Annotated in this window: 21 protein-coding genes; 12 read left to right on the top strand and 9 right to left on the bottom strand. The window is 57.5% G+C overall.

Annotated elements, in window-relative coordinates:
- Positions 1-39: 39 nt before the first annotated feature.
- The gene (gene zupT, locus B4056_RS01395) at positions 40-807 is read right to left on the bottom strand and encodes a zinc transporter ZupT (RefSeq protein WP_039380219.1); all 768 of its coding nucleotides are present in this window, start codon (positions 805-807) and stop codon (positions 40-42) included.
- A gap of 196 nt (positions 808-1,003) precedes the next feature.
- Here zupT and ygiD point away from each other — a divergent pair, with 196 nt between their 5' ends.
- Positions 1,004-1,783, top strand: a complete 780-nt coding sequence (gene ygiD, locus B4056_RS01390) for a 4,5-DOPA dioxygenase extradiol (protein ID WP_288653567.1) — start codon at positions 1,004-1,006, stop codon at positions 1,781-1,783.
- A 52-nt stretch (positions 1,784-1,835) separates the two neighbouring features.
- Here the strand turns inward: ygiD and B4056_RS01385 are convergent, their stop codons facing one another.
- From B4056_RS01385 to tolC, 3 genes are all read right to left on the bottom strand, one after another.
- Entirely contained in the window at positions 1,836-2,999 is a 1,164-nt protein-coding gene (locus tag B4056_RS01385) for a glutathionylspermidine synthase family protein (RefSeq protein ID WP_288653566.1), read from the bottom strand.
- Positions 3,000-3,006: 7 nt separating this feature from the next.
- On the bottom strand, positions 3,007-3,681 hold the full coding sequence (locus tag B4056_RS01380) for a DUF1190 family protein (RefSeq protein WP_039380215.1): 675 nt from the start codon (positions 3,679-3,681) through the stop codon (positions 3,007-3,009).
- A 139-nt stretch (positions 3,682-3,820) separates the two neighbouring features.
- Positions 3,821-5,290, bottom strand: coding sequence for an outer membrane channel protein TolC (gene tolC, locus B4056_RS01375; protein ID WP_039380213.1), 1,470 nt, complete (start codon positions 5,288-5,290; stop codon positions 3,821-3,823).
- Positions 5,291-5,503: 213 nt separating this feature from the next.
- On the opposite strand from tolC, the gene nudF reads away from it, so the two are divergent.
- From nudF to B4056_RS01345, 6 genes are read left to right on the top strand one after another with little or no spacing between them, the layout of a single operon-like run.
- Positions 5,504-6,139 (top strand): ADP-ribose diphosphatase, encoded by a 636-nt coding sequence (gene nudF, locus B4056_RS01370; RefSeq protein WP_039380210.1) that lies wholly within the window; start codon positions 5,504-5,506, stop codon positions 6,137-6,139.
- On the top strand, positions 6,136-6,561 hold the full coding sequence (locus tag B4056_RS01365) for a DUF1249 family protein (protein WP_039380208.1): 426 nt from the start codon (positions 6,136-6,138) through the stop codon (positions 6,559-6,561). The genes nudF and B4056_RS01365 overlap by 4 nt, the downstream gene beginning before the upstream one ends.
- Before the next feature lie 42 nt (positions 6,562-6,603).
- Complete coding sequence (cpdA, locus tag B4056_RS01360) at positions 6,604-7,431, top strand: 3',5'-cyclic-AMP phosphodiesterase (protein WP_094110972.1); 828 nt, start codon at positions 6,604-6,606, stop codon at positions 7,429-7,431.
- A 3-nt stretch (positions 7,432-7,434) separates the two neighbouring features.
- Entirely contained in the window at positions 7,435-8,016 is a 582-nt protein-coding gene (gene yqiA / locus B4056_RS01355) for an esterase YqiA (RefSeq protein ID WP_039380202.1), read from the top strand.
- 45 nt (positions 8,017-8,061) lie between these two features.
- Positions 8,062-9,957 carry a DNA topoisomerase IV subunit B gene (gene parE / locus B4056_RS01350; RefSeq protein ID WP_039380200.1) on the top strand — a complete coding sequence of 632 codons (1,896 nt, stop codon included), beginning with the start codon at positions 8,062-8,064 and terminating at the stop codon, positions 9,955-9,957.
- A gap of 29 nt (positions 9,958-9,986) precedes the next feature.
- Positions 9,987-10,886 carry a LysR substrate-binding domain-containing protein gene (locus tag B4056_RS01345; RefSeq protein ID WP_039385639.1) on the top strand — a complete coding sequence of 300 codons (900 nt, stop codon included), beginning with the start codon at positions 9,987-9,989 and terminating at the stop codon, positions 10,884-10,886.
- A gap of 53 nt (positions 10,887-10,939) precedes the next feature.
- Here B4056_RS01345 and B4056_RS01340 read toward each other — a convergent pair whose 3' ends face one another.
- Positions 10,940-11,248 carry a putative quinol monooxygenase gene (locus B4056_RS01340; RefSeq protein WP_039380197.1) on the bottom strand — a complete coding sequence of 103 codons (309 nt, stop codon included), beginning with the start codon at positions 11,246-11,248 and terminating at the stop codon, positions 10,940-10,942.
- A 31-nt stretch (positions 11,249-11,279) separates the two neighbouring features.
- Positions 11,280-11,861 (bottom strand): NAD(P)H-dependent oxidoreductase, encoded by a 582-nt coding sequence (locus B4056_RS01335; protein WP_288653561.1) that lies wholly within the window; start codon positions 11,859-11,861, stop codon positions 11,280-11,282.
- 161 nt (positions 11,862-12,022) lie between these two features.
- On the opposite strand from B4056_RS01335, the gene B4056_RS01330 reads away from it, so the two are divergent.
- From B4056_RS01330 to ftsP, 4 genes are all read left to right on the top strand, one after another.
- Complete coding sequence (locus tag B4056_RS01330) at positions 12,023-12,787, top strand: transporter substrate-binding domain-containing protein (protein WP_094110971.1); 765 nt, start codon at positions 12,023-12,025, stop codon at positions 12,785-12,787.
- A 213-nt stretch (positions 12,788-13,000) separates the two neighbouring features.
- Positions 13,001-15,271 carry a DNA topoisomerase IV subunit A gene (parC, locus tag B4056_RS01325; RefSeq protein ID WP_113655799.1) on the top strand — a complete coding sequence of 757 codons (2,271 nt, stop codon included), beginning with the start codon at positions 13,001-13,003 and terminating at the stop codon, positions 15,269-15,271.
- Positions 15,272-15,309: 38 nt separating this feature from the next.
- Positions 15,310-16,047, top strand: coding sequence for a 1-acylglycerol-3-phosphate O-acyltransferase (locus B4056_RS01320; protein WP_039380186.1), 738 nt, complete (start codon positions 15,310-15,312; stop codon positions 16,045-16,047).
- 105 nt (positions 16,048-16,152) lie between these two features.
- Complete coding sequence (ftsP, locus tag B4056_RS01315; RefSeq protein WP_071669236.1) at positions 16,153-17,580, top strand: cell division protein FtsP; 1,428 nt, start codon at positions 16,153-16,155, stop codon at positions 17,578-17,580.
- A gap of 46 nt (positions 17,581-17,626) precedes the next feature.
- Here the strand turns inward: ftsP and dkgA are convergent, their stop codons facing one another.
- On the bottom strand, positions 17,627-18,454 hold the full coding sequence (gene dkgA / locus B4056_RS01310; protein WP_039380182.1) for a 2,5-didehydrogluconate reductase DkgA: 828 nt from the start codon (positions 18,452-18,454) through the stop codon (positions 17,627-17,629).
- Between the two features lie 193 nt (positions 18,455-18,647).
- Here dkgA and B4056_RS01305 point away from each other — a divergent pair, with 193 nt between their 5' ends.
- Complete coding sequence (locus B4056_RS01305) at positions 18,648-19,565, top strand: AraC family transcriptional regulator (RefSeq protein WP_094110970.1); 918 nt, start codon at positions 18,648-18,650, stop codon at positions 19,563-19,565.
- A 3-nt stretch (positions 19,566-19,568) separates the two neighbouring features.
- Here B4056_RS01305 and B4056_RS01300 read toward each other — a convergent pair whose 3' ends face one another.
- Together B4056_RS01300 and metC are read right to left on the bottom strand one after the other, a co-directional pair.
- Positions 19,569-20,231, bottom strand: a complete 663-nt coding sequence (locus B4056_RS01300; RefSeq protein WP_288653554.1) for a DedA family protein — start codon at positions 20,229-20,231, stop codon at positions 19,569-19,571.
- Positions 20,232-20,328: 97 nt separating this feature from the next.
- Positions 20,329-21,519, bottom strand: coding sequence for a cystathionine beta-lyase (gene metC, locus B4056_RS01295; RefSeq protein WP_104085429.1), 1,191 nt, complete (start codon positions 21,517-21,519; stop codon positions 20,329-20,331).
- Positions 21,520-21,725 lie beyond the last annotated feature (206 nt).

Below are 21,725 nucleotides of genomic sequence, written 5' to 3'. Positions count from 1 at the left end.
AGCTGGCATACAAAAGCAGACCAGCCGGAGGGCGGGAAATCAGCCCGCGCCGGCGGTCTGCAGCAGCGTCAGACTCAGCCCCATCACCGTCATCCCACACAGCACGCCATAGCTCGGGTTATTGTGCGGATCGATTTCGCGCGCCAGCGGCATCAGTTCATCCACCGAAAGTGCGACCATAATCCCTGCGACGGCGGCCATAATGGCAGCAATCACTACCGGCGACAGCGCCGGACCGAGCAGCAGAAAGGCAATGACGCCGCCCAGAATTTCCGCCATACCAGAAATACAGGCCCAGAACAGCGCTTTGGCTTTGGAACCGGTCGCCGCGTACATCGGCCCGGCAACCGCCAGTCCTTCAGGAATATTGTGGATGGCCACGGCTAAAGCGATGCCCAGCCCCAGCTCCATATCGCTGCTGGCGGTAACAAAGGTGGCGACCCCTTCAGGAAAATTGTGCAGGCTGATGCCCAGCGTCAGCAGCACAGCGGTTCGCTTCAGGTTAACCGGACGACCCTGAGTGGCCATCAGATCCTGCGGATGCTGATGCGGCAGCAGGCGATCCATCGCGAAATAGCCGATCAGGCCGAGCATAAACATACCGTATCCCAGCATCGGTGACATTCCCGCAGTATGCAGCGCCGCTGGCAGCATCTCCATCAGCGAAATCAGTAGCATAATGCCGGCGGCGAAGCCGAGCGCAAAGGCGAGCAGACGGTTTGACGGCTTTTGACCGAGAATGCCAAACAGGGCGCCAATAAAGGTGGCACCACCGGCCAGAATAGTGAGCAGTAAAGGCACCGACATAGCAAGCTCCATGATGATAATGATTACCAGTTACATTATAATTAACCTTATAAAATATCGAGTTATTAAGCGTAAAGTTATGTCGTTCACGCTTATTCAAATTTGCTGACAGACATTATCACGCTTCTCCGCGTTTAAGTGGCCTGGCAAGCGCGTATTGTGACGCTTATGAAAGCAACAGCGATGAGGTGTGAAAATGTGTGATGGCCGTATGCCTGCTCTGTTTCTGGGTCATGGCAGCCCGATGAACGTGCTGGAAGAGAACCGTTATACCCGGGTATGGCAGCAGCTGGGCAGAGATCTGCCGCGCCCGCGCGCTATTCTCGCGATTTCCGCGCACTGGTACACGCGCGGAACGCGGGTAACCGCCATGGAACAGCCACGCACTATTCACGATTTCGGCGGATTTCCGCAGGCGCTGTTTGACGTGCGCTACCCGGCACCCGGATCGCCTGCGCTGGCGCAGCGCGTAACGGAGCTGCTGCCGGCGGCAGAAAAAGATGAGAGCTGGGGGTTCGATCACGGCTCGTGGGGCCTGCTGGCCAAAATCTATCCTGAGGCGGATATTCCGCTGGTGCAGCTCAGCGTGGACAGTACCCGGCCCGCCGCATGGCATTTTGAGGCCGGACGTAAGCTGGCTGCGCTGCGCGATGAGGGGATCCTGCTGGTTGCGAGCGGCAACGTGGTACATAACCTGCGCAAGCTGCAGTGGCAGGGGAGTGCGCCGGCGTATCCATGGGCCGAAGCGTTTAACCAGTATGTGCGCGATAATCTGCCCAGCGACGCGCTGGCAGCCGATCATCCGCTGGTTAACTATCAGCAGCATCCGGGCGCGGCGCTTTCGCATCCGACCGCTGAACACTATCTGCCGCTGCTCTATATTCTGGGCGCACGCGCAGCGGGTGAGGCGGTCAGCGTGCCGGTTGAGGGCATGGAGATGGGCGCAATCAGTATGCTGTCAGCGCAGGTGGGATAACGGCCCGCGGCGTCGCAGGCCGGAAGGGGGCGCACCGGAATGCGCCACCAGGTTAGCCGATAAAAGTATGCGGATAGAAGCGCGACAGATCCTGGGTGATCAGCGCCCGATCTTCGCGTAAGCCAATCCCCGCCGGCTGATCGTCTATCAGCCAGCTGCCAATCAGCGTATAGCTGTCGCCAAATCGGGGCAGCGCGCAGAACTGCTGGATAATCATACCCTCTTCGCCATAGGGACCGTCAGCGCGCGCAATTTCATTGCCGTTTTCAATAATACGGATGTTGGCGCCCTCACGGGAGAAGAGCGGCTTCACCACATATTTATCCATCTGCGGCGCCTGGCTGTCATCTGCAAACCAGGCGGGCAGCAGATTGGGATGGCCCGGAAACATCTCCCACAGCAGCGGCAGCAGGGCTTTATTGGAGAGGATGCTTTTCCAGGCGGGTTCCAGCCAGCGTACGCCGGCATCGGCCAGCTTGGTCGAGAACACCTCGCGCAGCATGAACTCCCAGGGGTAGAGCTTGAACAGGTTGCTGATGACGCGATCGTGCTGGTCGGTAAACTGGCCTTTTTCCCCTAGTCCAATCTCGTCGATATAGAGAAACTCGCCGGGAAGTCCCGCTTCTGTGGCGCAATCCTGCAGATACTGTACCGTCGCGCGGTCCTCTTCCGTATCACGGCAGCAGGCAAAGTGCAGCCAGTTAAAGCCGTGCTGCTGCTGCAGAACCGCAAACCGCTCAATCAGCTTCTCCTGCAGGCTGTTAAACTGATCGCTGCCCGCCGGCAGGTTGCCCGCTTTGAGCTGATCTTCGAGCCAGATCCACTGAAAAAAAGCGGCCTCATAGAGTGACGTCGGCGTGTCGGCGTTGTTTTCCAGCAGCTTGATCTCACCGCTGCCATCCCACACCAGATCCAGACGGGAATAGAGCGAAGGCTGACGCTGAGCCCAGGATTCGCGGACAAACTCCCATGTGTGTTTCGGAATGCAGAAGCGGGTCAGCAGCGCATCGCTGTTAACCACTTTTTCCACCGCCTGCAGGCACATCTGATGCAGCTCTGCCGTAACGCTTTCCAGCGTCTCTACCTGTGCCAGCGTGAACTGATAATAGGCCTCTTCACACCAGTAGGGCTCACCATACATCGTGTGAAACTGAAAGCCATATTCAGTGGCTTTTGCGCGCCAGCCCGGGCGTTCGCTGATAGCAATACGTTGCATACGGCGCTTAGCCTCCCAGCGAGCGACTGCTGGTGCCGCTGGCGCTGCTGCGCTGCATACTGTTTTGCTTCGCGACCGTCTCACCAAAGCCACCTCGGGTAATGGTCGAGGTCGTGGCCGGTTTAGGTGCCATGGCGGTTTTAGGCACGTTCATGGTACGTCCAGAGGTCGCTGAGCCATAGTTTTTACCGGCGGCGTCTACGAACTGTCCGTTAGCCGGGCTGGCAGGCGTTTTAGGGGAAAACAGCGGCTGCTGAGCAAAACCGGCGCCGCCGCCCATCATACGTCCCATCATGTAGCCAGCCATCAGCGGCATCCAGAAGCCGCCGCTGTGCTGTGCTTCGGCATTGTTTGCGGTGGTGCCCGCACCCGCCTGAGCCGGTGCCTGCTGGCACTGATTTTCGCCAAATTCCGCCACACAATCTTCGCGTGAGGCATATTTAGGCGCGGTGCGCTCCGCCTCTTTCAGCGCATTGTTATAAGCGGCTTTACACTGACCGCTCTGATCCGGATTGGCTTTCGCACAGTCGTCAGCATTCTGATAGAGCGAAACTGTTTCGTCGCTCTGTTCGCAGCCTGCCAGCATAAATACTGCAGTGACCGCCAGCGCGACGGGCGTAAGATGACGTGCCTGCCAGCCTTTACGAAAAGCGGCATGACGGATATTTTTTGTCCGTTTCATAGTGATTATCCTGTACCCAGAGTTGCAGTCAGGATAGGTGATGCGAGGGGGGATTTAAAGCGTGAAGCCTGACAGGGCGCGGATCTTTACGTAGCTATACGTTCAAATGCGAAAGGGGCCGCAGGGGCCCCTTTTGCTGTCAGCGGCTGAATGGATTGCCGCTGTTGCGCGCTGCCGGCTGAACAGACGCCGCCGGAGCGGAAGCTGCCGCCTGCGGTGCGCTGTCGGCCTGTGCAGTCTGCTGGCTGTTTTCCGGCGCGACGACTTCAGGTGAGGTCGTCACCTCTTTGCCCAGCGCGCTGTTCAGCTGCTGCAGGTCCTGCTCATTGAGAGTACCCAGCGCATATTTGATATTCAGCTGGTTAATCAGATAGCTGTAGCGCGCGTTAGAGAGCTGCTGTTTAGCGTTAAACAGCGTAGTGGTCGCGTCCAGTACATCAACAATCGTACGGGTACCCACCTGATAGCCGGCTTCAGAGGCGTCGAGTGAGCTTTGCGCAGAGATCACTGCCTGTTTGTACGCATCAATGCTGCTGATTGACGCATTCACGTTGTTAAACGAGGAGCGTACGGTCTGCACCGCGCTGCGATGCGCGCCTTCCAGCTGTTCGCTGGCGGCGACAAAGTTGTACTGCGCCTGTTTCACCTGCGAGGTCACTGAACCACCGCTGTAGAGCGGTAATGAGAAGCTCAGGCCGACCTGATTTGAACCCGAGATCGAGTCGTTATTGGTGATGCTTTGATTCGCCCGGCTGCCGCTATATTTATTGTTAGACAGACCGGTCGATGCCGTCAGATCCAGCGTAGGCATATGGCCCGATTCAGCATAGCGGATCTGCTCACGAGCCAGATCCTGGCTCAGGCGCGCAGAGAGCAGGTTAAGGTTGCGACTCTCAGCCTGCTTTAACAGGCTGGCGACCGCATCAGGCCGTGCTGTTTTAAAGCGATCGATGCTCAGCGAGGCCAGGGAGAGGTAGTCCATCCCGGTGATCTGACGCAGCGATTCAACCGCATTATCCAGCGTGTTTCGGGCCGTCACTTCGTTCGCCAGCACGCTGTCATACTGGGCGCGGGCGTTCTGTACATCGGTAATCGCCACCAGGCCGACATTAAAGCGCTGCGTGGTTTGATCCAGCTCGCGATAAATGGACTGTTTCTGCGCTTCGGTATATGAGAGCGTATCAATCGCATTCAGCACGTTGAAGTAGGCGGTAGCGGTATTGAGGATCAGATCCTGCTGCGCGACCTGGTAGGTGACATCCTGAATGCCGGCAGTTTTTTCCTGCAGCGTCAGGCTGCGCCACTTTGACATATCAAAAATCGTCTGCGTTAATTGCAGCGAGGCGCTTTTGGTAGTGGTGTTCAGTCCGCTGTTATCACGATAGCCGTTGTTATAGGTGTAATCTGCACCCAGGCCCAGCTGCGGCAGCAACGGGCTGCGCGCTTCGTTGATCTTTTCAAACGCAGCGTCGCGATCGGCGGCAGAGGCACGCAGATCGGGATTGCTCAGGCGCGCCTGCTGATAAACCTGCAGCAGGTTTTCTGCCTGGCTGGCAAGGCTGAATCCGCCCAGGCTCAGTCCAATAAAAAATGGGAGCAGTTTTTTCATTTGCATTCCTTTTGTTGCAGCCTGTGACGCGAAAAGTGCTGCTGCTAAGCCAAAAAAATAATCGCCGATTTTACAGAGGCGCTGTCAGAGATAGGTTGGCTGAACGTGCCTTCTTTCCCTAATTTACGTAAATAATTCAGAAAGAACCACTCGGATGGAGCACAAGGGTTGGCTTTTCGATGCTCTATCCCAATCTGCATAAGGAACCAGACGATGGCGGGCGAAAAAAAATCCCCTGTGACTTTCACAAAAAACGATGTAGAAATTATTGCACGCGATACCCGTTATGACGGTTTTTTTTCCATCGTCAGCTATCGCTTTCGCCACCGCCTTTTTAATGGCGGAATGAGTGGTGAAGTGGTGCGTGAAGTTTTCGAGCGCGGACACGCCGCCGTGCTGCTACCCTATGATCCCCTGCGCGACGAAGTCGTCTTAATCGAACAGATCCGCATTCCGGCTCTTGATTCCAGCGCCACACCCTGGCTGCTGGAGATGGTGGCAGGTATCATTGAGCCCGGAGAAACGCCGGAAGAGGTCGTACGACGCGAAGCACAGGAAGAAGCGGGCCTGAATGTCGGGCGCGTGAAACCGGTTATCAGTTATTTAGCCAGCCCTGGCGGCACCTCTGAACGGTTGTCGGTGCTGGTGGGTGAAGTGGATGCCAGCCTGGCAGAAGGGAACCATGGGCTGGAGGAAGAGAATGAGGATATTCTCGTACATGTGGTGAGCCGCGAACAGGCTTATCGCTGGGTGGAAGAGGGGATTATTGATAACGCAGCTTCTGTCATTGCGCTGCAATGGCTGGCGTTGCACCATGAAACACTACGACGTGAGTGGAAGGTAAAATGAAACAGCGCTATACCCCTGATTTTCCCGAAATGATGCGCCTGTGCGAAACGAACTTCGCGCAGCTGCGTCGCCTGCTGCCGCGCAGTGATGAAGCAGGCGCCTCGGTGCTCTATCAGGTCAACGGCGCCCGTTATCAGCTGACGATTGAAGAATCAACGCGTTATACCACGCTGGTTGAAATCCGGCAGGTGGCGCCGGCGGTAAGCTACTGGAGTCTGCCCGCGATGTCAGTGCGGCTCTATCACGATGCGATGGTCGCTGAAGTGTGTTCCACACAGCAGATCTATCGCTTTAAAGCACGCTATGATTATCCTAATAAAAAATTGCATCAGCGTGATGAAAAACATCAGATTAACCAGTTTCTGGCTGACTGGCTGCGCTACTGCCTGGCGCACGGTGCTCTGGCCGTGCCTGTTTGCTAAACGCGTCTGACGCATTGATGGCGTGGAGATTAAGGAAACGCTTTGGATAGCCTGCTCACTTTTCCTGCGGCACCAGGATCCGCAATCCGGATCCTGCAGATCACTGATACCCATCTCTTCGCGGGGAAGCACCAATCTTTGCTGGGGGTTAACACCTGGGCGAGCTTCGATGCGGTGCTGGATGCTATCGCGGCACAGCAGCACGAATATGATCTGATTATCGCGACCGGCGATCTGGCGCAGGATCATACCGTGGAAGCGTACCAGCATTTTGTTGCCGGTATTGCCCGCTTGCAAAAGCCATGCGTCTGGCTGCCCGGTAATCACGATTTCCAGCCAGCCATGGTGAATACCCTCGCCGAAGCAGGCATAGCGGCAGATAAACACGTTCTGCTGGGGGAGCAGTGGCAGCTGCTGCTGCTCGATAGCCAGGTATCTGGCGTGCCACACGGCATGCTGAGCGACTATCAGCTGGAGTGGCTGGCAGCGTCACTTGCGCGGTTTCCTGAGCGGCACTCGCTCATCCTGCTGCACCATCATCCGGTGCCTTCCGGCTGTACCTGGCTCGATCAGCATAGCCTGCGTAACCCGCACCAGCTGGAAGCGGTGTTACAGGCTTTTCCGCAGGCGCAGCATCTGGTGTGTGGCCACATTCATCAGGAGCTTGATCTTCACTGGCAGGGGCGCCGGGTTCTGGCCTCGCCTTCTACCTGCGTCCAGTTCAAACCGCACTGCACCAGTTTCACCATCGACACGCTGGCCCCCGGCTGGCGCTGGCTGACATTAGCGGCGGATGGCTCACTGGAGACGGAAGTGAATCGCCTGCAAAGCGATATGTTCCGGCCGGACCTTGACTCAGATGGGTACTGATTAATGGCCACGCTGCTCTATCTGCACGGATTTAATAGCTCGCCGCAGTCAGCCAAAGCGACGCAGCTGCAGGCGTGGTGCGCCGCAGCGCAGCCGCACATAAATGTTCTGGTGCCTCAGCTGCCCGCTTTTCCGGAGGAGGCCGCCAGCCTGCTGGAAGAGCTGGTGATGCAGCATACCGGCGAACCGCTGGGGCTGGTTGGCTCATCGCTGGGCGGCTATTTCGCGACCTGGCTGTCGCAATGTTTTATGCTGCCAGCGGTGGTAGTGAATCCGGCGGTACGCCCGTTTGAGCTGCTGACGGATTATCTGGGCGAAAACCGTAATCCCTACACCGGCCAGCAATATGTGTTAGAGTCACGCCATATTTACGATCTGAAAGTGATGCAGATTGACCCGCTTGATGCGCCCGATCTGCTCTGGCTATTGCAGCAGACCGGCGATGAGATCCTCGACTATCGCCAGGCACTGAATTACTACAGCGCATGCCGGCAGACGGTTGAAGCGGGTGGCAATCACGCCTTTATCGGATTTGAACGCCATTTTACGCAGATAGTAGATTTTCTGGGTTTATCCCTCTCCTAAGCTGCGTCATGGGCTCCTTTTTCTCTTGTTCATCAGACAAATACAATGAGCCAATCAAACTATAATGCTGACGCGATTGAGGTCCTGACCGGCCTTGAGCCTGTGCGTCGCCGTCCGGGGATGTATACCGATACCACCCGGCCAAACCATCTGGGTCAGGAAGTTATCGATAACAGCGTGGATGAAGCGCTGGCGGGCCATGCCAGCCGGGTCGAGGTGATCCTGCACGCCGATCAGTCACTGGAAGTGATCGACGACGGGCGCGGTATGCCGGTCGATATCCATCCGGAAGAGGGCGTACCGGCCGTTGAACTGATCCTGTGCCGGCTGCACGCAGGCGGTAAATTCTCCGGTAAAAACTATCAGTTTTCCGGTGGCCTGCACGGCGTAGGCATCTCGGTTGTCAACGCGCTCTCCACGCGGGTGGAAGTGACCGTACGGCGCAATGGTGAAGTGTATCGTATCGCTTTTGAGCATGGCGAAAAGGTTGAAGACCTGAAAGTGATAGGTACGGTCGCCAAACGTAACACGGGCACCAGCGTGCATTTCTGGCCTGACGTCAGCTTCTTCGACAGCCCGCGCTTCTCCGTATCGCGCCTGAAACACCTGCTTAAAGCGAAAGCGGTACTCTGTCCCGGCGTTGAGATTGTCTTTAAAGATAAGGTGAACAACAGCGAGCAGACCTGGCTCTATCAGGATGGTCTGACCGATTATCTGAGTGAGGCGGTCAATGGGCTGCCCACGCTGCCGGAAACGCCGTTTACGGGCAGCTTTGCCGGTGACGTGGAAGCGGTAGACTGGGCGCTGCTGTGGTTACCGGAAGGGGGCGAGCTGCTGACGGAAAGCTACGTTAACCTGATCCCGACCATGCAGGGCGGAACGCACGTAAACGGTCTGCGCCAGGGACTGCTGGATGCCATGCGCGAATTCTGCGAATACCGCAATATTTTACCGCGCGGCGTTAAGCTGTCAGCGGAAGATATCTGGGATCGCTGCGCCTATGTGTTATCGGTAAAAATGCAGGATCCGCAGTTTGCCGGTCAGACCAAAGAGCGTCTCTCCTCGCGCCAGTGCGCGGCCTTTGTGTCGGCGGTGGTGAAAGATGCGTTCAGCCTGTGGCTGAATCAGAACGTGCAGGCGGCAGAAATGCTGGCTGAGCTGGCGATCTCCAGCGCGCAGCGCCGTATGCGTGCGGCGAAAAAGGTGGTGCGTAAAAAACTCACCAGCGGGCCGGCGCTGCCCGGCAAGCTGGCAGACTGCACCGCCCAGGATCTGAATAAAACCGAGCTGTTCCTGGTTGAGGGTGACTCAGCGGGCGGCTCAGCCAAGCAGGCGCGCGATCGCGAATACCAGGCGATTATGCCGCTGAAGGGAAAGATCCTGAACACCTGGGAAGTCTCTTCTGATGAGGTACTGGCGTCGCAGGAGGTGCATGACATTTCCGTAGCGATTGGTATCGACCCGGATAGCGAAGATCTGAGCCAGCTGCGCTACGGCAAAATCTGTATTCTGGCGGATGCGGACTCCGATGGCCTGCACATCGCCACGCTGCTGTGCGCGCTGTTTGTGAAGCACTTCCGTTCACTGGTGCAGCAGGGACACGTCTATGTTGCGATGCCGCCGCTCTATCGTATCGACCTCGGTAAAGAGGTCTATTATGCGCTGGATGAAGATGAAAAAGAGGGCGTGCTGGAGCAGCTGAAGCGGAAAAAAGGCAAGCCGAACGTACAGCGTTTTAAAGGGCTGGGTGAAATGAACCCGCTGCAGCTGCGCGAAACCACGCTCGATCCAAATACCCGGCGTCTGGTACAGCTGACCATTGCCGATGAGGATATTGAGCAGACTCTGCGCGTAATGGATATGCTGCTGGCGAAGAAACGCTCCGAAGATCGCCGCAACTGGCTACAGGAGAAAGGCGATCTCGCCGATCTCGACGTTTAATGACGGCGACGCGCGCTGAGGATAACACGGTGAAAATTACTCTCGAAGAGCTGCGCGCCTGGGTGGCGGTGGTCGACAGCGGTTCGATCACCGCCGCTGCAGAACAGCTGGAGCAGACCACCTCCGGTATCAGCCGCGCGCTCAGCCGGCTGGAGAGTAAGTTACAGACCACGCTGATGCACCGCACCACGCGCCGTCTGGCGCTGACCGATGAGGGCGCGATTTTTCTTGAGCACGCCCGCCAGATCCTCACCTCCGTTGAGCGGGCCGAAGAGCAGATAGCCCGCCGCCGTGAGACGCCTGCCGGGCGACTGCGCATTAACGCCAATACCCCCTTTATGCTGCACGTCATCGTGCCGCTGCTGGCGGAGTTCCGGCAACGCTATCCGCAAATTGAACTTGAACTCAACACCGACGACATCGTTATCGATCTGCTGGAACAGCAAACGGATATCGCTATTCGCATTGGCGAACTGCGCGACTCGACGCTGCGCGCCAGGGTGTTAGGCAGCAGCGCGACGCGACTGGTAGCCAGTCCGGACTATCTGGCAAAACATGGCATACCCGATAGCGTAGCCGCGCTGAGCCAGCACCAGCTGATCGGGTTCAGCCAGCTGGATACCCATAACATCTGGCCCGTCTGGCAGCAGGAGGGGGAGTTTCTGCGTATTAAACCCACCCTGACCGCCTCCAGCGGCGAAACGCTGCGCCAGCTGGCCCTGCAGGGGCTGGGTATTGTCAGGCTCTCTGATTTTGTCAGCCGGGAAGATCGCGAACAGGGGCGGCTGATGGATGTGCTGGCGAGCGAAACCCGGGAGCTACGTTTGCCGGTGCACGCCGTCTACTATCGCAACCAGACGCTGAGTTCGCGCGTCACCTGCTTTCTCGATTTCCTGCAGGAGAAAATCCAGCGTCAGCAGCTGATTTAAGCATTCGGGCGGCAGACGCTCCGGCATAGCCAGAGCGTTGCCTGAGGAGAGGGTCAGCTGGCCGGTTCCAGCACCAGGATTTTCACATCCACCACGTCGTCTTTGATGCGGGCGCGATGTGCATCCATATGCGGCATCTGCTGATGCTGCTCCAGCGCGCGCAGCGAGGCCCACTGCTCCAGCATAAAGATGGAGTCAGGTGAGTTTTGCTTCCATGGCACCTGCGCCTGATGGTCGAGCAGCGCATCATACTGATGGCAACCCTCTTCCTGCAGTACCGCCGGAATCAGCTCATTGATAGCATCCAGCACCGCCTGACGACGGCCCGGTTTAACACAAATTTCAGCGACGACTGTTAACATAGCGCTTCCTCTTTTACCGTTGTGCTTACAGTTAAGCAAAGATTGCGCTGAGATGAGTCCGATAACGCGCAATATCGCGCGGCACATCGGGCTGTTTAATAACGTCGTTGCAGATAAAGGTGGGCAGCGCCTCCATTCCGAGGAACTGGTTGGCCTTATGGAAGTGCAGATAAAGGCCATCCACGCCCACGCCTTCAAAGAACTGATCGGCTTCAGTAAAGGCTTCCAGCGGCGCGTTCCACGTCAGCGACAGCATATATTTTTTACCCTGAATCAGGCCGCCGGAACCATATTTTTTGCTGGCGTCGCTGCGTGAGCGGCCATCGCTGGCGTAAAGTTTGCCGTGACCTTCGGTAAAGATCTCATCGATATATTTCTTCACCGTCCACGGCTCGCCCATCCACCAGCCCGGCATCTGATAGATCACCACATCGCTGTCCAGATACTTCTGGATCTCCTCTGCGACGTCGTAGTTACTGTCGGCCAGCGTGACAGAGACCTGATGACCCAGATAGCGCAGCTGACTGGCCGCGACGTCGGTCAGCGTATGGTTAAGTTCGCCTTTTGAGTGAGCAAAGGTTTTGCCACCGTCAATGATCAGAATGTTGCTCATACTGTTTTGCACCTGAATGTTAGTTTGATACGGCACACTCTACGCGCGAAAGTTGCGGGGAAAAACGTGCCACGGGTCACAATACTGTTGCTTATAAAGCAATAATGCTCCGGCGTGTGAAACACTCTGTGCGCAACCCGGAATTAAAATAAGAAGAGGCTATGAAAAAACAGATCACTATCGCGCTGCTGCTGGTAGCGGGCACGGCTCAGGCGCAGTCACGTCTCGATCTCATTCAGCAGCAGCAGACGCTGCGCGTCTGTACCACTGGCGACTATAAGCCCTACAGCTTTCTGCGCAGTGATGGAAAATATGAAGGGCTGGATATCAGCATGGCGGAGTCGCTGGCCGCCAGCCTGGGCGCCAGAGTCGCGTGGGTGCCGACCACCTGGAAAAAACTGAGCGCCGATTTTGTTGCCCGCCAGTGCGATATCGCGCTGGGCGGCGTATCGGTCACGCTGAAGCGTCAGAAAATCGCCTGGTTTGCGCGGCCGCTCGGCACAGATGGCAAAATCCCGCTGGTGCGCTGCGAGGACAAAGCGCGCTATCAGACCATTGCGCAGATAAACCGGCGTGAGGTGCGGGTCATCGAGCCTGCCGGAGGCACTAACGAAGCGTTCGTGCACAGCCATCTGCCGCAGGCTACGCTGCAGCTGGCAGAGAATACGACCATCTTTCAGCAGCTGGCGGATAAAAAAGCGGACGTGATGATCACCGACGCGTCTGAAGCGCAGTTTCAGCAGCAGCACTATCCGTCGCTATGCGCCATTAATCCGGATAAGCCGATGCAGTATGGTGAAAAAGCTTACATGCTGCCGCGCGATGATATGAGCTGGAAACTCTACGTGGATCAGTGGCTGCATCTGGCGACTGCCACGGGCGAATATGCGGCGATCCAGCAAGCGTGGCTGGGTAAAGTGCCCTGATGCGGTATGACGTCACACCGGGTTTTCTGCAGCAAAATCAGCGGTTTTATCAAAGGGCAAAAGCGGCCGGATCCGCCTGCTGCGCTGTTGTTTTTTAACGCAAACCTTTCTGCCGCAGAGACACGGCTTCTCTGTGACTAACTCGCGTGAATAAGGTACTATCCTCGCCAAATGACCCGCCGGTGCGGGCCACGAAGTGAGGATGCAAACGTAATGAGCGAAATGACGCAGGATGGTGCAGAGCGTCTTGCCCTGCACAAGTTTACCGAAAAAGCGTACCTGGACTACTCCATGTATGTGATTATGGATCGCGCGCTGCCCTATATCGGTGACGGTCTGAAGCCGGTGCAGCGCCGTATCGTCTACGCCATGTCAGAGCTGGGCCTGAGCGCCAGCGCCAAATTTAAGAAGTCAGCGCGCACCGTCGGTGACGTGCTGGGCAAATATCATCCGCATGGCGACAGCGCCTGTTACGAAGCGATGGTATTAATGGCGCAGCCGTTCTCCTATCGTTATCCGCTGGTTGATGGTCAGGGTAACTGGGGCGCACCGGACGATCCCAAATCTTTTGCCGCGATGCGCTATACCGAATCGCGCCTCTCTAAATATGCGGAAGTGCTGCTCAGCGAGCTGGGCCAGGGCACGGTTGATTACATCCCGAATTTTGACGGCACGCTGCAGGAACCCAAAATGCTGCCGGCGCGGCTGCCCAACATTCTGCTTAACGGCACCACCGGTATCGCCGTCGGCATGGCAACGGATATCCCGCCGCACAATCTGCGCGAAGTGGCTGAAGCCGCGGTGCGGCTGATCGACAAACCCAAAACCACGCTGGATGAGCTGCTGGATATTGTGCAGGGTCCTGACTATCCGACGGAAGCAGAGATCATCACGCCGCGTGAAGAGATCCGCAAGATCTACCAGAACGGGCGTGGATCGGTACGTCAGCGCGCCGTCTGGAAAAAAGAAGAGGGTGAGGCAGTGATCACTGCGCTGCCGCATCAGGTCTCCGGCGCGCGCGTGCTGGAGCAGATCGCCGCCCAGATGCGTAACAAAAAACTGCCGATGATTGAGGATCTGCGCGACGAATCCGATCACGAAAACCCGACGCGGCTGGTGATTGTGCCGCGTTCTAACCGCGTCGATCTCGATCAGGTCATGCACCATCTCTTCGCCACCACCGATCTGGAGAAGAGCTACCGCGTTAACCTGAACATGATTGGTCTGGATAACCGTCCGGCAGTGAAAAACCTGCTGGAGATCCTCTCTGAGTGGCTGGTCTACCGGCGCGATACGGTCACGCGCCGTCTGAATTACCGGCTGGAGCGCGTGCTGCGCCGCCTGCATATCCTTGAGGGGCTGCTGGTCGCGTTTCTGAACATTGATGATGTGATCCACATTATCCGCAGTGAAGATGAACCCAAAGCGGTCCTGATGTCGCGCTTTGCAATCAGCGAAACGCAGGCCGAAGCGATTCTGGAGCTGAAGCTGCGTCATCTTGCGAAACTCGAAGAGATGAAGATCCGCGGCGAGCAGGCCGAACTGGAGAAAGAGCGCGATCAGCTGCAGGCCACGCTGGCGTCTGAGCGGAAAATGAACAGCCTGCTGAAGAAAGAGCTGCAGGCTGACAGCCAGGCATACGGCGACGAGCGCCGCTCGCCGCTGCACGAGCGCGAAGAGGCGAAAGCGCTGAGTGAAAATGAGCTGGTGAGCGCTGAGCCGGTGACCATTGTGCTGTCGCAGATGGGCTGGGTGCGCAGCGCCAAAGGGCACGATATCGACCCTGCCGGCCTGAGCTATAAAGCGGGAGACAGCTATCGGGCGGCGGCGCGCGGCAAGAGCAATCAGCCGGTGGCATTTATTGACTCCACCGGCCGCAGCTATACGCTCGATCCCACCTCGCTGCCGTCGGCGCGCGGGCAGGGGGAACCGCTGACCGGCAAGCTGACGCTTCCGCCGGGCGCAGTGATGGAGCAGGTGCTGATGGAAGCGGACGATCAGAAGCTGCTGATGGCCTCTGATGCCGGCTATGGCTTTATCTGTACCTTTGCCGATCTGGTATCGCGCAACCGCGCCGGTAAAGCGCTGCTGACGCTGCCGGAGAATGCGCGCGTCATGACGCCGCTGGCGGTCAATTCCGGCGATGACATGCTGCTGGCAATCACCCAGGCGGGCAGAATGCTGATGTTCCCGGTGGCTGACCTGCCGCAAATGTCTAAAGGCAAAGGCAATAAAATTATCTCAATTCCTGCCGCAGATGCTGCCTCCGGTGCCGACCGGCTGCAGTGGCTACTGATTCTGACGCCGGGCAGCACTCTTACCCTCTATGTGGGTAAACGTAAGCTGATCCTGCGCGATGAAGATCTGCAGAAAGTGCGTGCCGATCGCGGCCGTCGCGGCAGCGTATCACGCGGCCTGCAGCGTATTGACAGCGTTGAAGTCAACGCGCCGGCACGCCCTAAGCGTGACGCAAGTGCAGAGTAATCGGGTTATCTGCGAAGGAGTACTTTTTTGAGGACGCTATGTTACTAATTTTACGCGCGATAATTATTATCATCTATTCCGTACTGGTCTGTGTCTTCGGCAGCATCTGGTGCCTGTTTTCGCCGCGCAACCCGCGCCATGTCGCGACGTTTGGCCATCTTTTTGGCCGGCTCTCCGGAGTGCTGGGCGTTAAAGTTGAGCTGCGTAAGCCTCCTGAGGCGGCGAATTACGGTAATGCTATCTATATTGCAAACCATCAGAACAACTATGACATGATCACGGCGGCGAAAATCGTACAGCCGACCACCGTTACCGTGGGCAAAAAGAGCCTGTTGTGGATCCCGTTTTTCGGGCAGCTCTACTGGCTGACAGGCAACCTGCTGATCGATCGCGACAACCGGGCGAAAGCGCACGGCACTATCGGAGAGATTGTCGGGCAATTTAAAAAGAAGCGTATCTCATTCTGGATGTTCCCGGAAGGCACGCGCAGCCGCGGACGTGGCCTGCTGCCGTTTAAGACCGGCGCGTTTCACGCTGCCGTCGCCGCTGGCGTACCCATTATCCCGATCGTCGTCTCCAATACGCATGGCAAAATTAATATGAATCGCTGGAAGAATGGCCTGGTGATTGTAGAGATGCTGCCACCGGTCGATACCGCACAGTTTGAGACCACCTCTGTGCGTAAGCTGGCGACCCACTGCCGTGAAATAATGTCTGCTAAGCTGGAAGAGTTAAACGCAGAAGTCGCTGAACGCGAAAAAAACGGTAAAATCTGAGCCCTATCCGGGGGTGGTGGATGCCACCCCCGTGCACCACAGCAAAATTAACAACAACAACATGGACACGGCGTTTTACGCCCCGCTCAAAAGGTCTGAAGTTTTATGTCTTGCAGCAGACGTCACTTTATTCAGCTTTCTGCCGGCGTTGCGCTGGCCTCCCCGGCACTGACTTTTTCAGCCCGCGCCGCTACTCCTGCTGGCGATGTCCCGCTGCCGGTCCCGCCGCTGATTGAATCCCGCCGCGGACAGCCGCTGTTTCTGACGCTGCAGCGCAGCCACTGGTCGTTTACGGGCAGCGGCAGCAAAGTTCCGGTCTGGGGCATTAACGGCCTCTATCTGGGGCCGACGGTGCGGGTTTACAGCGGTGATGACGTCAAGCTTATCTACAGCAACCGGCTTAATGAGCCGGTGGCGATGACGGTCAGCGGCCTGCAGGTGCCGGGCGCGCTGATGGGTGGGGCGCCGCGCATGATGTCAGCGGGTGCTGACTGGTCGCCGGTGCTGCCCATCCGGCAGGGGGCGGCGACGCTGTGGTATCACGCCAGCACGCCGAATCATATGGCACCGCACGTCTATAACGGCCTGGCGGGAATGTGGCTGATTGAAGATGAGGTCAGCAAATCGCTGCCGCTGCCTAAGCACTACGGCGTGGATGATTTTCCACTGGTGATTCAGGATAAGCGCCTCGATAACTTCGCCACCCCGGTCTATAACCCGCCATCAGAGGGCGGGTTTCTTGGTGATACGCTGCTGGTTAACGGCGTGCAGAATCCCTATGTGGATGTTTCCCGCGGCTGGGTGCGCCTGCGCCTGCTGAATGCCGCCAATGCGCGCCGCTTTGACCTGCGTTTTTCAGACGGTCGCCCTTTTACCGTTATTGCCAGCGATCAGGGGTTTCTGCCTTCGCCGGTCGCGGTGCAGACGCTCTCTCTGGCGCCAGGCGAACGGCGTGAGGTGCTGGTGGATATGTCGCAGGGGGATGAAGTGTCAATCACGGCGGGCACGGCGGCAGGGATTATGGATCGCCTGCGCGGCCTGTTTGAACCCTCATCCATTCTGACCAACACGCTGGTGCTGACGCTGCGCCCGACCGGGCTGCTGCCGCTGGTCACCGATAACCTGCCGATGCGACTGCTGGCCGATCAGATCCTCGACGGCGTGGCGGTGCGGACGCGCGAATTTCGTATTGGCGACAGCGTACCGGGCATTAACGGCGCGCTGTGGGATATGAACCGCATCGATACCACAACGCAGCAGGGAACGTTTGAGCGCTGGATTATTCACGCCGATCGCCCGCAGTCGCTGCATATTCAGGGCGTCATGTTCCTTATCAAAAGCGTCAACGGCGCGCAGTCGATGGGCGAAGATCGCGGCTGGAAAGATACCGTCTGGGTTGACGGCAGTGTGGAACTGCTGGTGAGTTTTCCGCAAAGCGCCAGCGATCACTTCCCGTTTGTCTATTACAGCCAGACGCTGGAACTGGCCGATCGCGGTACGGCAGGGCAGATGGTCGTTAATCCGCTTTCCTGAAAAAGAAAAAGGCCGCCGTGAGGGCGGCCGCAATCATTGTGCTTCTCTAGCCGTTAAACGTCTCCGGATCGGGACCCAGACGCTGGCCCTTATCCAGTTTAGTGATTTCGCTGATCTCACTTTTCTCCAGCCGGAAATCGAAGACGTTAAAGTTCTCCTCAATGCGTGCCGGCGTCACTGATTTCGGGATCACCACCAGGCCGCTGTCGAGATGCCAGCGGATCACAATCTGCGCCGCGCTCTTGCCATACTTTTTCGCCAGCGTGCGGATAATCGCCTGATCGAACACCCCTTCGCCGCCCTGCGCCAGCGGGCTCCAGGACTCAGTCTGGATCTGATGCAGTGCGTTCCAGGCGTGCAGCGTACGCTGCTGCAGCATCGGATGCAGCTCAATCTGATTCACGACGGGCGTCACGCCGGTTTCATCAATCAGGCGTTTCAGGTGGGCCTCATGGAAGTTGCAGACGCCGATGCTTTTGGTCAGGCCCTGCTGCTGCAGCTCAATCATCTTCTCCCATGCCGCAACGTAGTGATCTTTTTCCGGGCAGGGCCAGTGCATCAGGTAGAGATCAACGCTGTCGAGCTGCAGTTTCTCCAGGCTGGTCTCCATCGCCTGCTGCACATTTTGCTGGTCATCATTCCACAGCTTGGTGGTGACGAAGATATCGTCGCGCGCTACCGGCGTATCCTTCAGCGCCCTGCCAATCGCCTCTTCATTTTTATAGGCGGCAGCGGTATCGATAGAGCGATAACCCACTTCCAGCGCTTTCAGTACGGCGGTATGCGCCTCTTCCTGACTTGCCTGCCAGACACCGAGGCCAAGCTGCGGCATCATATTGCCGTCGCGCAGTTTGATAATAGGTTGATCTGCCATAGGGGCTCCTTTTTCATTGCGATCGCTGAATGGAAAAACTGTGTGCTTAAGTCTAGACAACAAACGTGCAGTGCGGATCGCTCTGCCAGAGCGGACTCTGACCCTTTTCTGCAAAAATCTTGCCTGATCCTCCAGGGGAGTAGAGCTTTGTGCAGCGTTGCGGCACACTGAATTTTTTATCCGGAAAGCCGCCATGTCCCATGACGCCCTGTGTCGCCAGCTTGCCCGCCGGGTCATCGCGCTAATGTGCGACCCGCAAAAACCGCACTGTGCAGTGAAAAATGTCCGGCTCATTTACGCCAGCGAAACGCTGCCGCGGACGCCGATGATGTATCAGCCCGGCATTGTGATCCTGTTTCAGGGACGCAAAACCGGCTACCTCGGCAGCACGGTCTTTCACTATGACGCCAGTAAATATCTGATGCTGACGGTGCCGCTGCCGGTTGAGTGCGAAACGGAAGCCACGCCCGATGCGCCGCTGGCGGGCATGTGTCTGAGCGTGGATACCGCTTCGCTGCAGGATCTGCTGCTGGATATCGGTGATGATGAGCAGTTTCAGCCCGCGGTGCAGACCTCGGGTATTCATTCTGCCTGGCTGAGCGAAGAGATGCTGTGTGCCGCAGAGCGGCTGCTGGATGTGATGAGCCATCCGCGCGATGCACGGGTGCTTGGCCCGCAGCTGGTACGGGAAATCCTTTATTATGTGCTCACCGGTCCGATTGGCGGGGCGCTGCTGTCGCTGGTTAACCGGCAGACGCAGTTCAGTCAGATTGCGCGCGCGCTGCGGCGGATAGAAACGCACTTTGCCGGCAGCCTGAGCGTTGAGACGCTGGCGGCCGAGGTCAACATGAGCGTATCCGCTTTTCACCACAACTTTAAGGCGGTAACGCAGACGTCCCCGCTGCAGTACCTCAAACGCTATCGTTTGCATCAGGCGCGGCTGATGATGCTGCAGGATGGCGTAAAGGCGAGTACAGCCGCGCTGCGGGTAGGGTATGAGAGTCCGTCACAGTTTTCCCGGGAGTTCAAACGGCTGTTTGGCACAACACCGGGTGAAGAGGTCAGCCGCGCGCGTCAAACGGTGCAGACGCTGCCGTTTGACGCGGCGTGATAATTAAGAGGTTTTCTGACGGCGTTTTTTCCAGATCACCAAAATGCTGCCGGCCAGCCCGGTAAACAGCAGCACCAGCGGCAGGATCATCAGAATAGCCATAACCTGATCTTCATGCCGCTTGATAAACGGCACCTGGCTGATGCCGTAGCCCATCGTAACGACAATGCCGACCCACAACACGCCGCTTAACCAGTTAAACAGCTGAAAACGGCTGTTACGCAGTCCGGAGATACCCGCCATGGTAGGCAGCAGCGTGCGCACAAACGCCAGGAAACGGCCCACCAGCAGCGCCATCAGGCCGTGGCGGTTAAACAGATGCCAGGCGCGCTGATGGTACTGCGCGGGCAGATGCATCAGCCAGCTTTTGACCAGCTTTGTATTGCCCAGCCAGCGCCCCTGCAGATAGCTCAGCCAGCAGCCGAGGCTGGCGGCAGTGGTCAGGATCACCATGGTCGGCACAAAGTCCATTACGCCTTTAGCAATCATGGCGCCCGCCAGCAGCAGCAGGCTGTCACCCGGCAGAAACGACGCCGGCAGCAAGCCATTTTCCAGAAACAGCGTCAGAAACATCACGCCGTAGACGATCCATACGACATCCGGATTGGCCAGCGCAGCAAAATCCTGATGCCAGAGCGCCTGGACAATCTCATGTAAAACACCCATCTGCTATCCCGTCGAGTTACAAGGCTTTTATAGTAGCCCTCCGCAGCCGCCGGCGCGTTGATCTGACACGGCGAGCCACGGATGGTTGAAGGTTGGTTTAATTCGTTAAGCGGTCAAAACCCGCCTGCAGATCGGCCAGCAGGTCGCTGACGTGCTCCAGACCGATATGCAGACGTATCAGCGTGCCCGTAAAGTCGACGCCGCCTGCCGGGCGAATCGCCGCCAGCTCTTCGGGCTGGCTGGCCAGAATCAGCGACTCATAACCGCCCCACGAATAGGCCATGCTGAAATGATGGAAGCGATCGAGATAATTTGCCAGCTGCTGCGCATCCAGCCGCTCATGCAGCACAAATGAAAACAGGCCGCTGCTGCCGCTGAAGTCGCGCTGCCAGAAACGGTGTCCCGGGCTCTGCGCCAGCGCCGGATGATTGACCCGCGCCACTTCAGGCCGGCCAGTCAGCCACTCCGCCACCTGCAGCGCGCTCTCTTCGTGCTGGCGCAGGCGGGTGCCTAAGGTGCGCAGACCGCGGCTCGCCATATAGGCCGTATCCGCATCGACCATCTGCCCCATCAGGTAAGAGTTCTCACGCAGCTGCGGCCAGCAGCGGGCGTTGGCCACCGCGGTGCCAATCATGGCGTCGCTGTGACCAATGATATATTTGGTGCCGGCCTGGATAGAAATATCAATCCCGAACGACAGCGCGTTAAACAGCACGCCCGCCGCCCAGGTATTGTCCAGCATGATAATCGCCTCGGGCGCTTTGGCACGTACGGCGGCAACAATCGCCGGGATATCCTGCACTTCCATCGTCACCGACGCCGGCGACTCAAGAAACACCACGCGGGTATTGGGCTGCACCAGTTCACCGATCTCACTGCCAATACAGTGATTAAACCAGGTGGTGGTGACCTGCATTTTGGTGAGGATTTTGCTGCAGAAATCCTGCGTCGGTTCGTAGACCGCTCCGCTCATCAGCACGTGATCGCCCGCTTCAACAAACGCCAGAATGGCGTTGGCAACGGCGGCTGCGCCGCAGGGATAGAGTGCACAGCCTGCGCCACCTTCCAGTTCGGTCATCGCATCCTGCAGCGAAAAGTGCGTAAGCGTGCCGCGACGGCCATAAAAGAGTTCGCCTTCAGCCCGCCCGGCGGTGGCGCGCTGTTTATCCGCGACGGTATCAAAAACCAGGGATGAGGCGCGCTGTATTACGCTGTTCACCGCGCCCTGCGTATAACGTTTATTACGTCCTGCGCTCACCAGCGCGGTATCCAGTTTTTTCGTAGCCATCACTGCCTGTCCTGACCCATCTTACAAAGCATTCACGTTACCACGAATCAGGGGAGGGGTTGAGCCTGTTTACCGATTATCAGAGTGGCACCAGCCCGGCAGTGCAGGCACAGCAGCAGCAGGCGCTGCTTTGTAAATAGTAATGAGAACGACTATCACTTAGATCCTTTTTTTTGCTATGATCGTCTCTTCAGTCGTGAACTCTA

Source organism: Pantoea sp. UBA7232, assembly GCF_002473195.1.
GTDB lineage: Bacteria > Pseudomonadota > Gammaproteobacteria > Enterobacterales > Enterobacteriaceae > Pantoea > Pantoea eucrina.
Note: the sequence above shows the minus strand (reverse complement) of the source record. Positions and strands in the feature narration are given on the sequence as shown.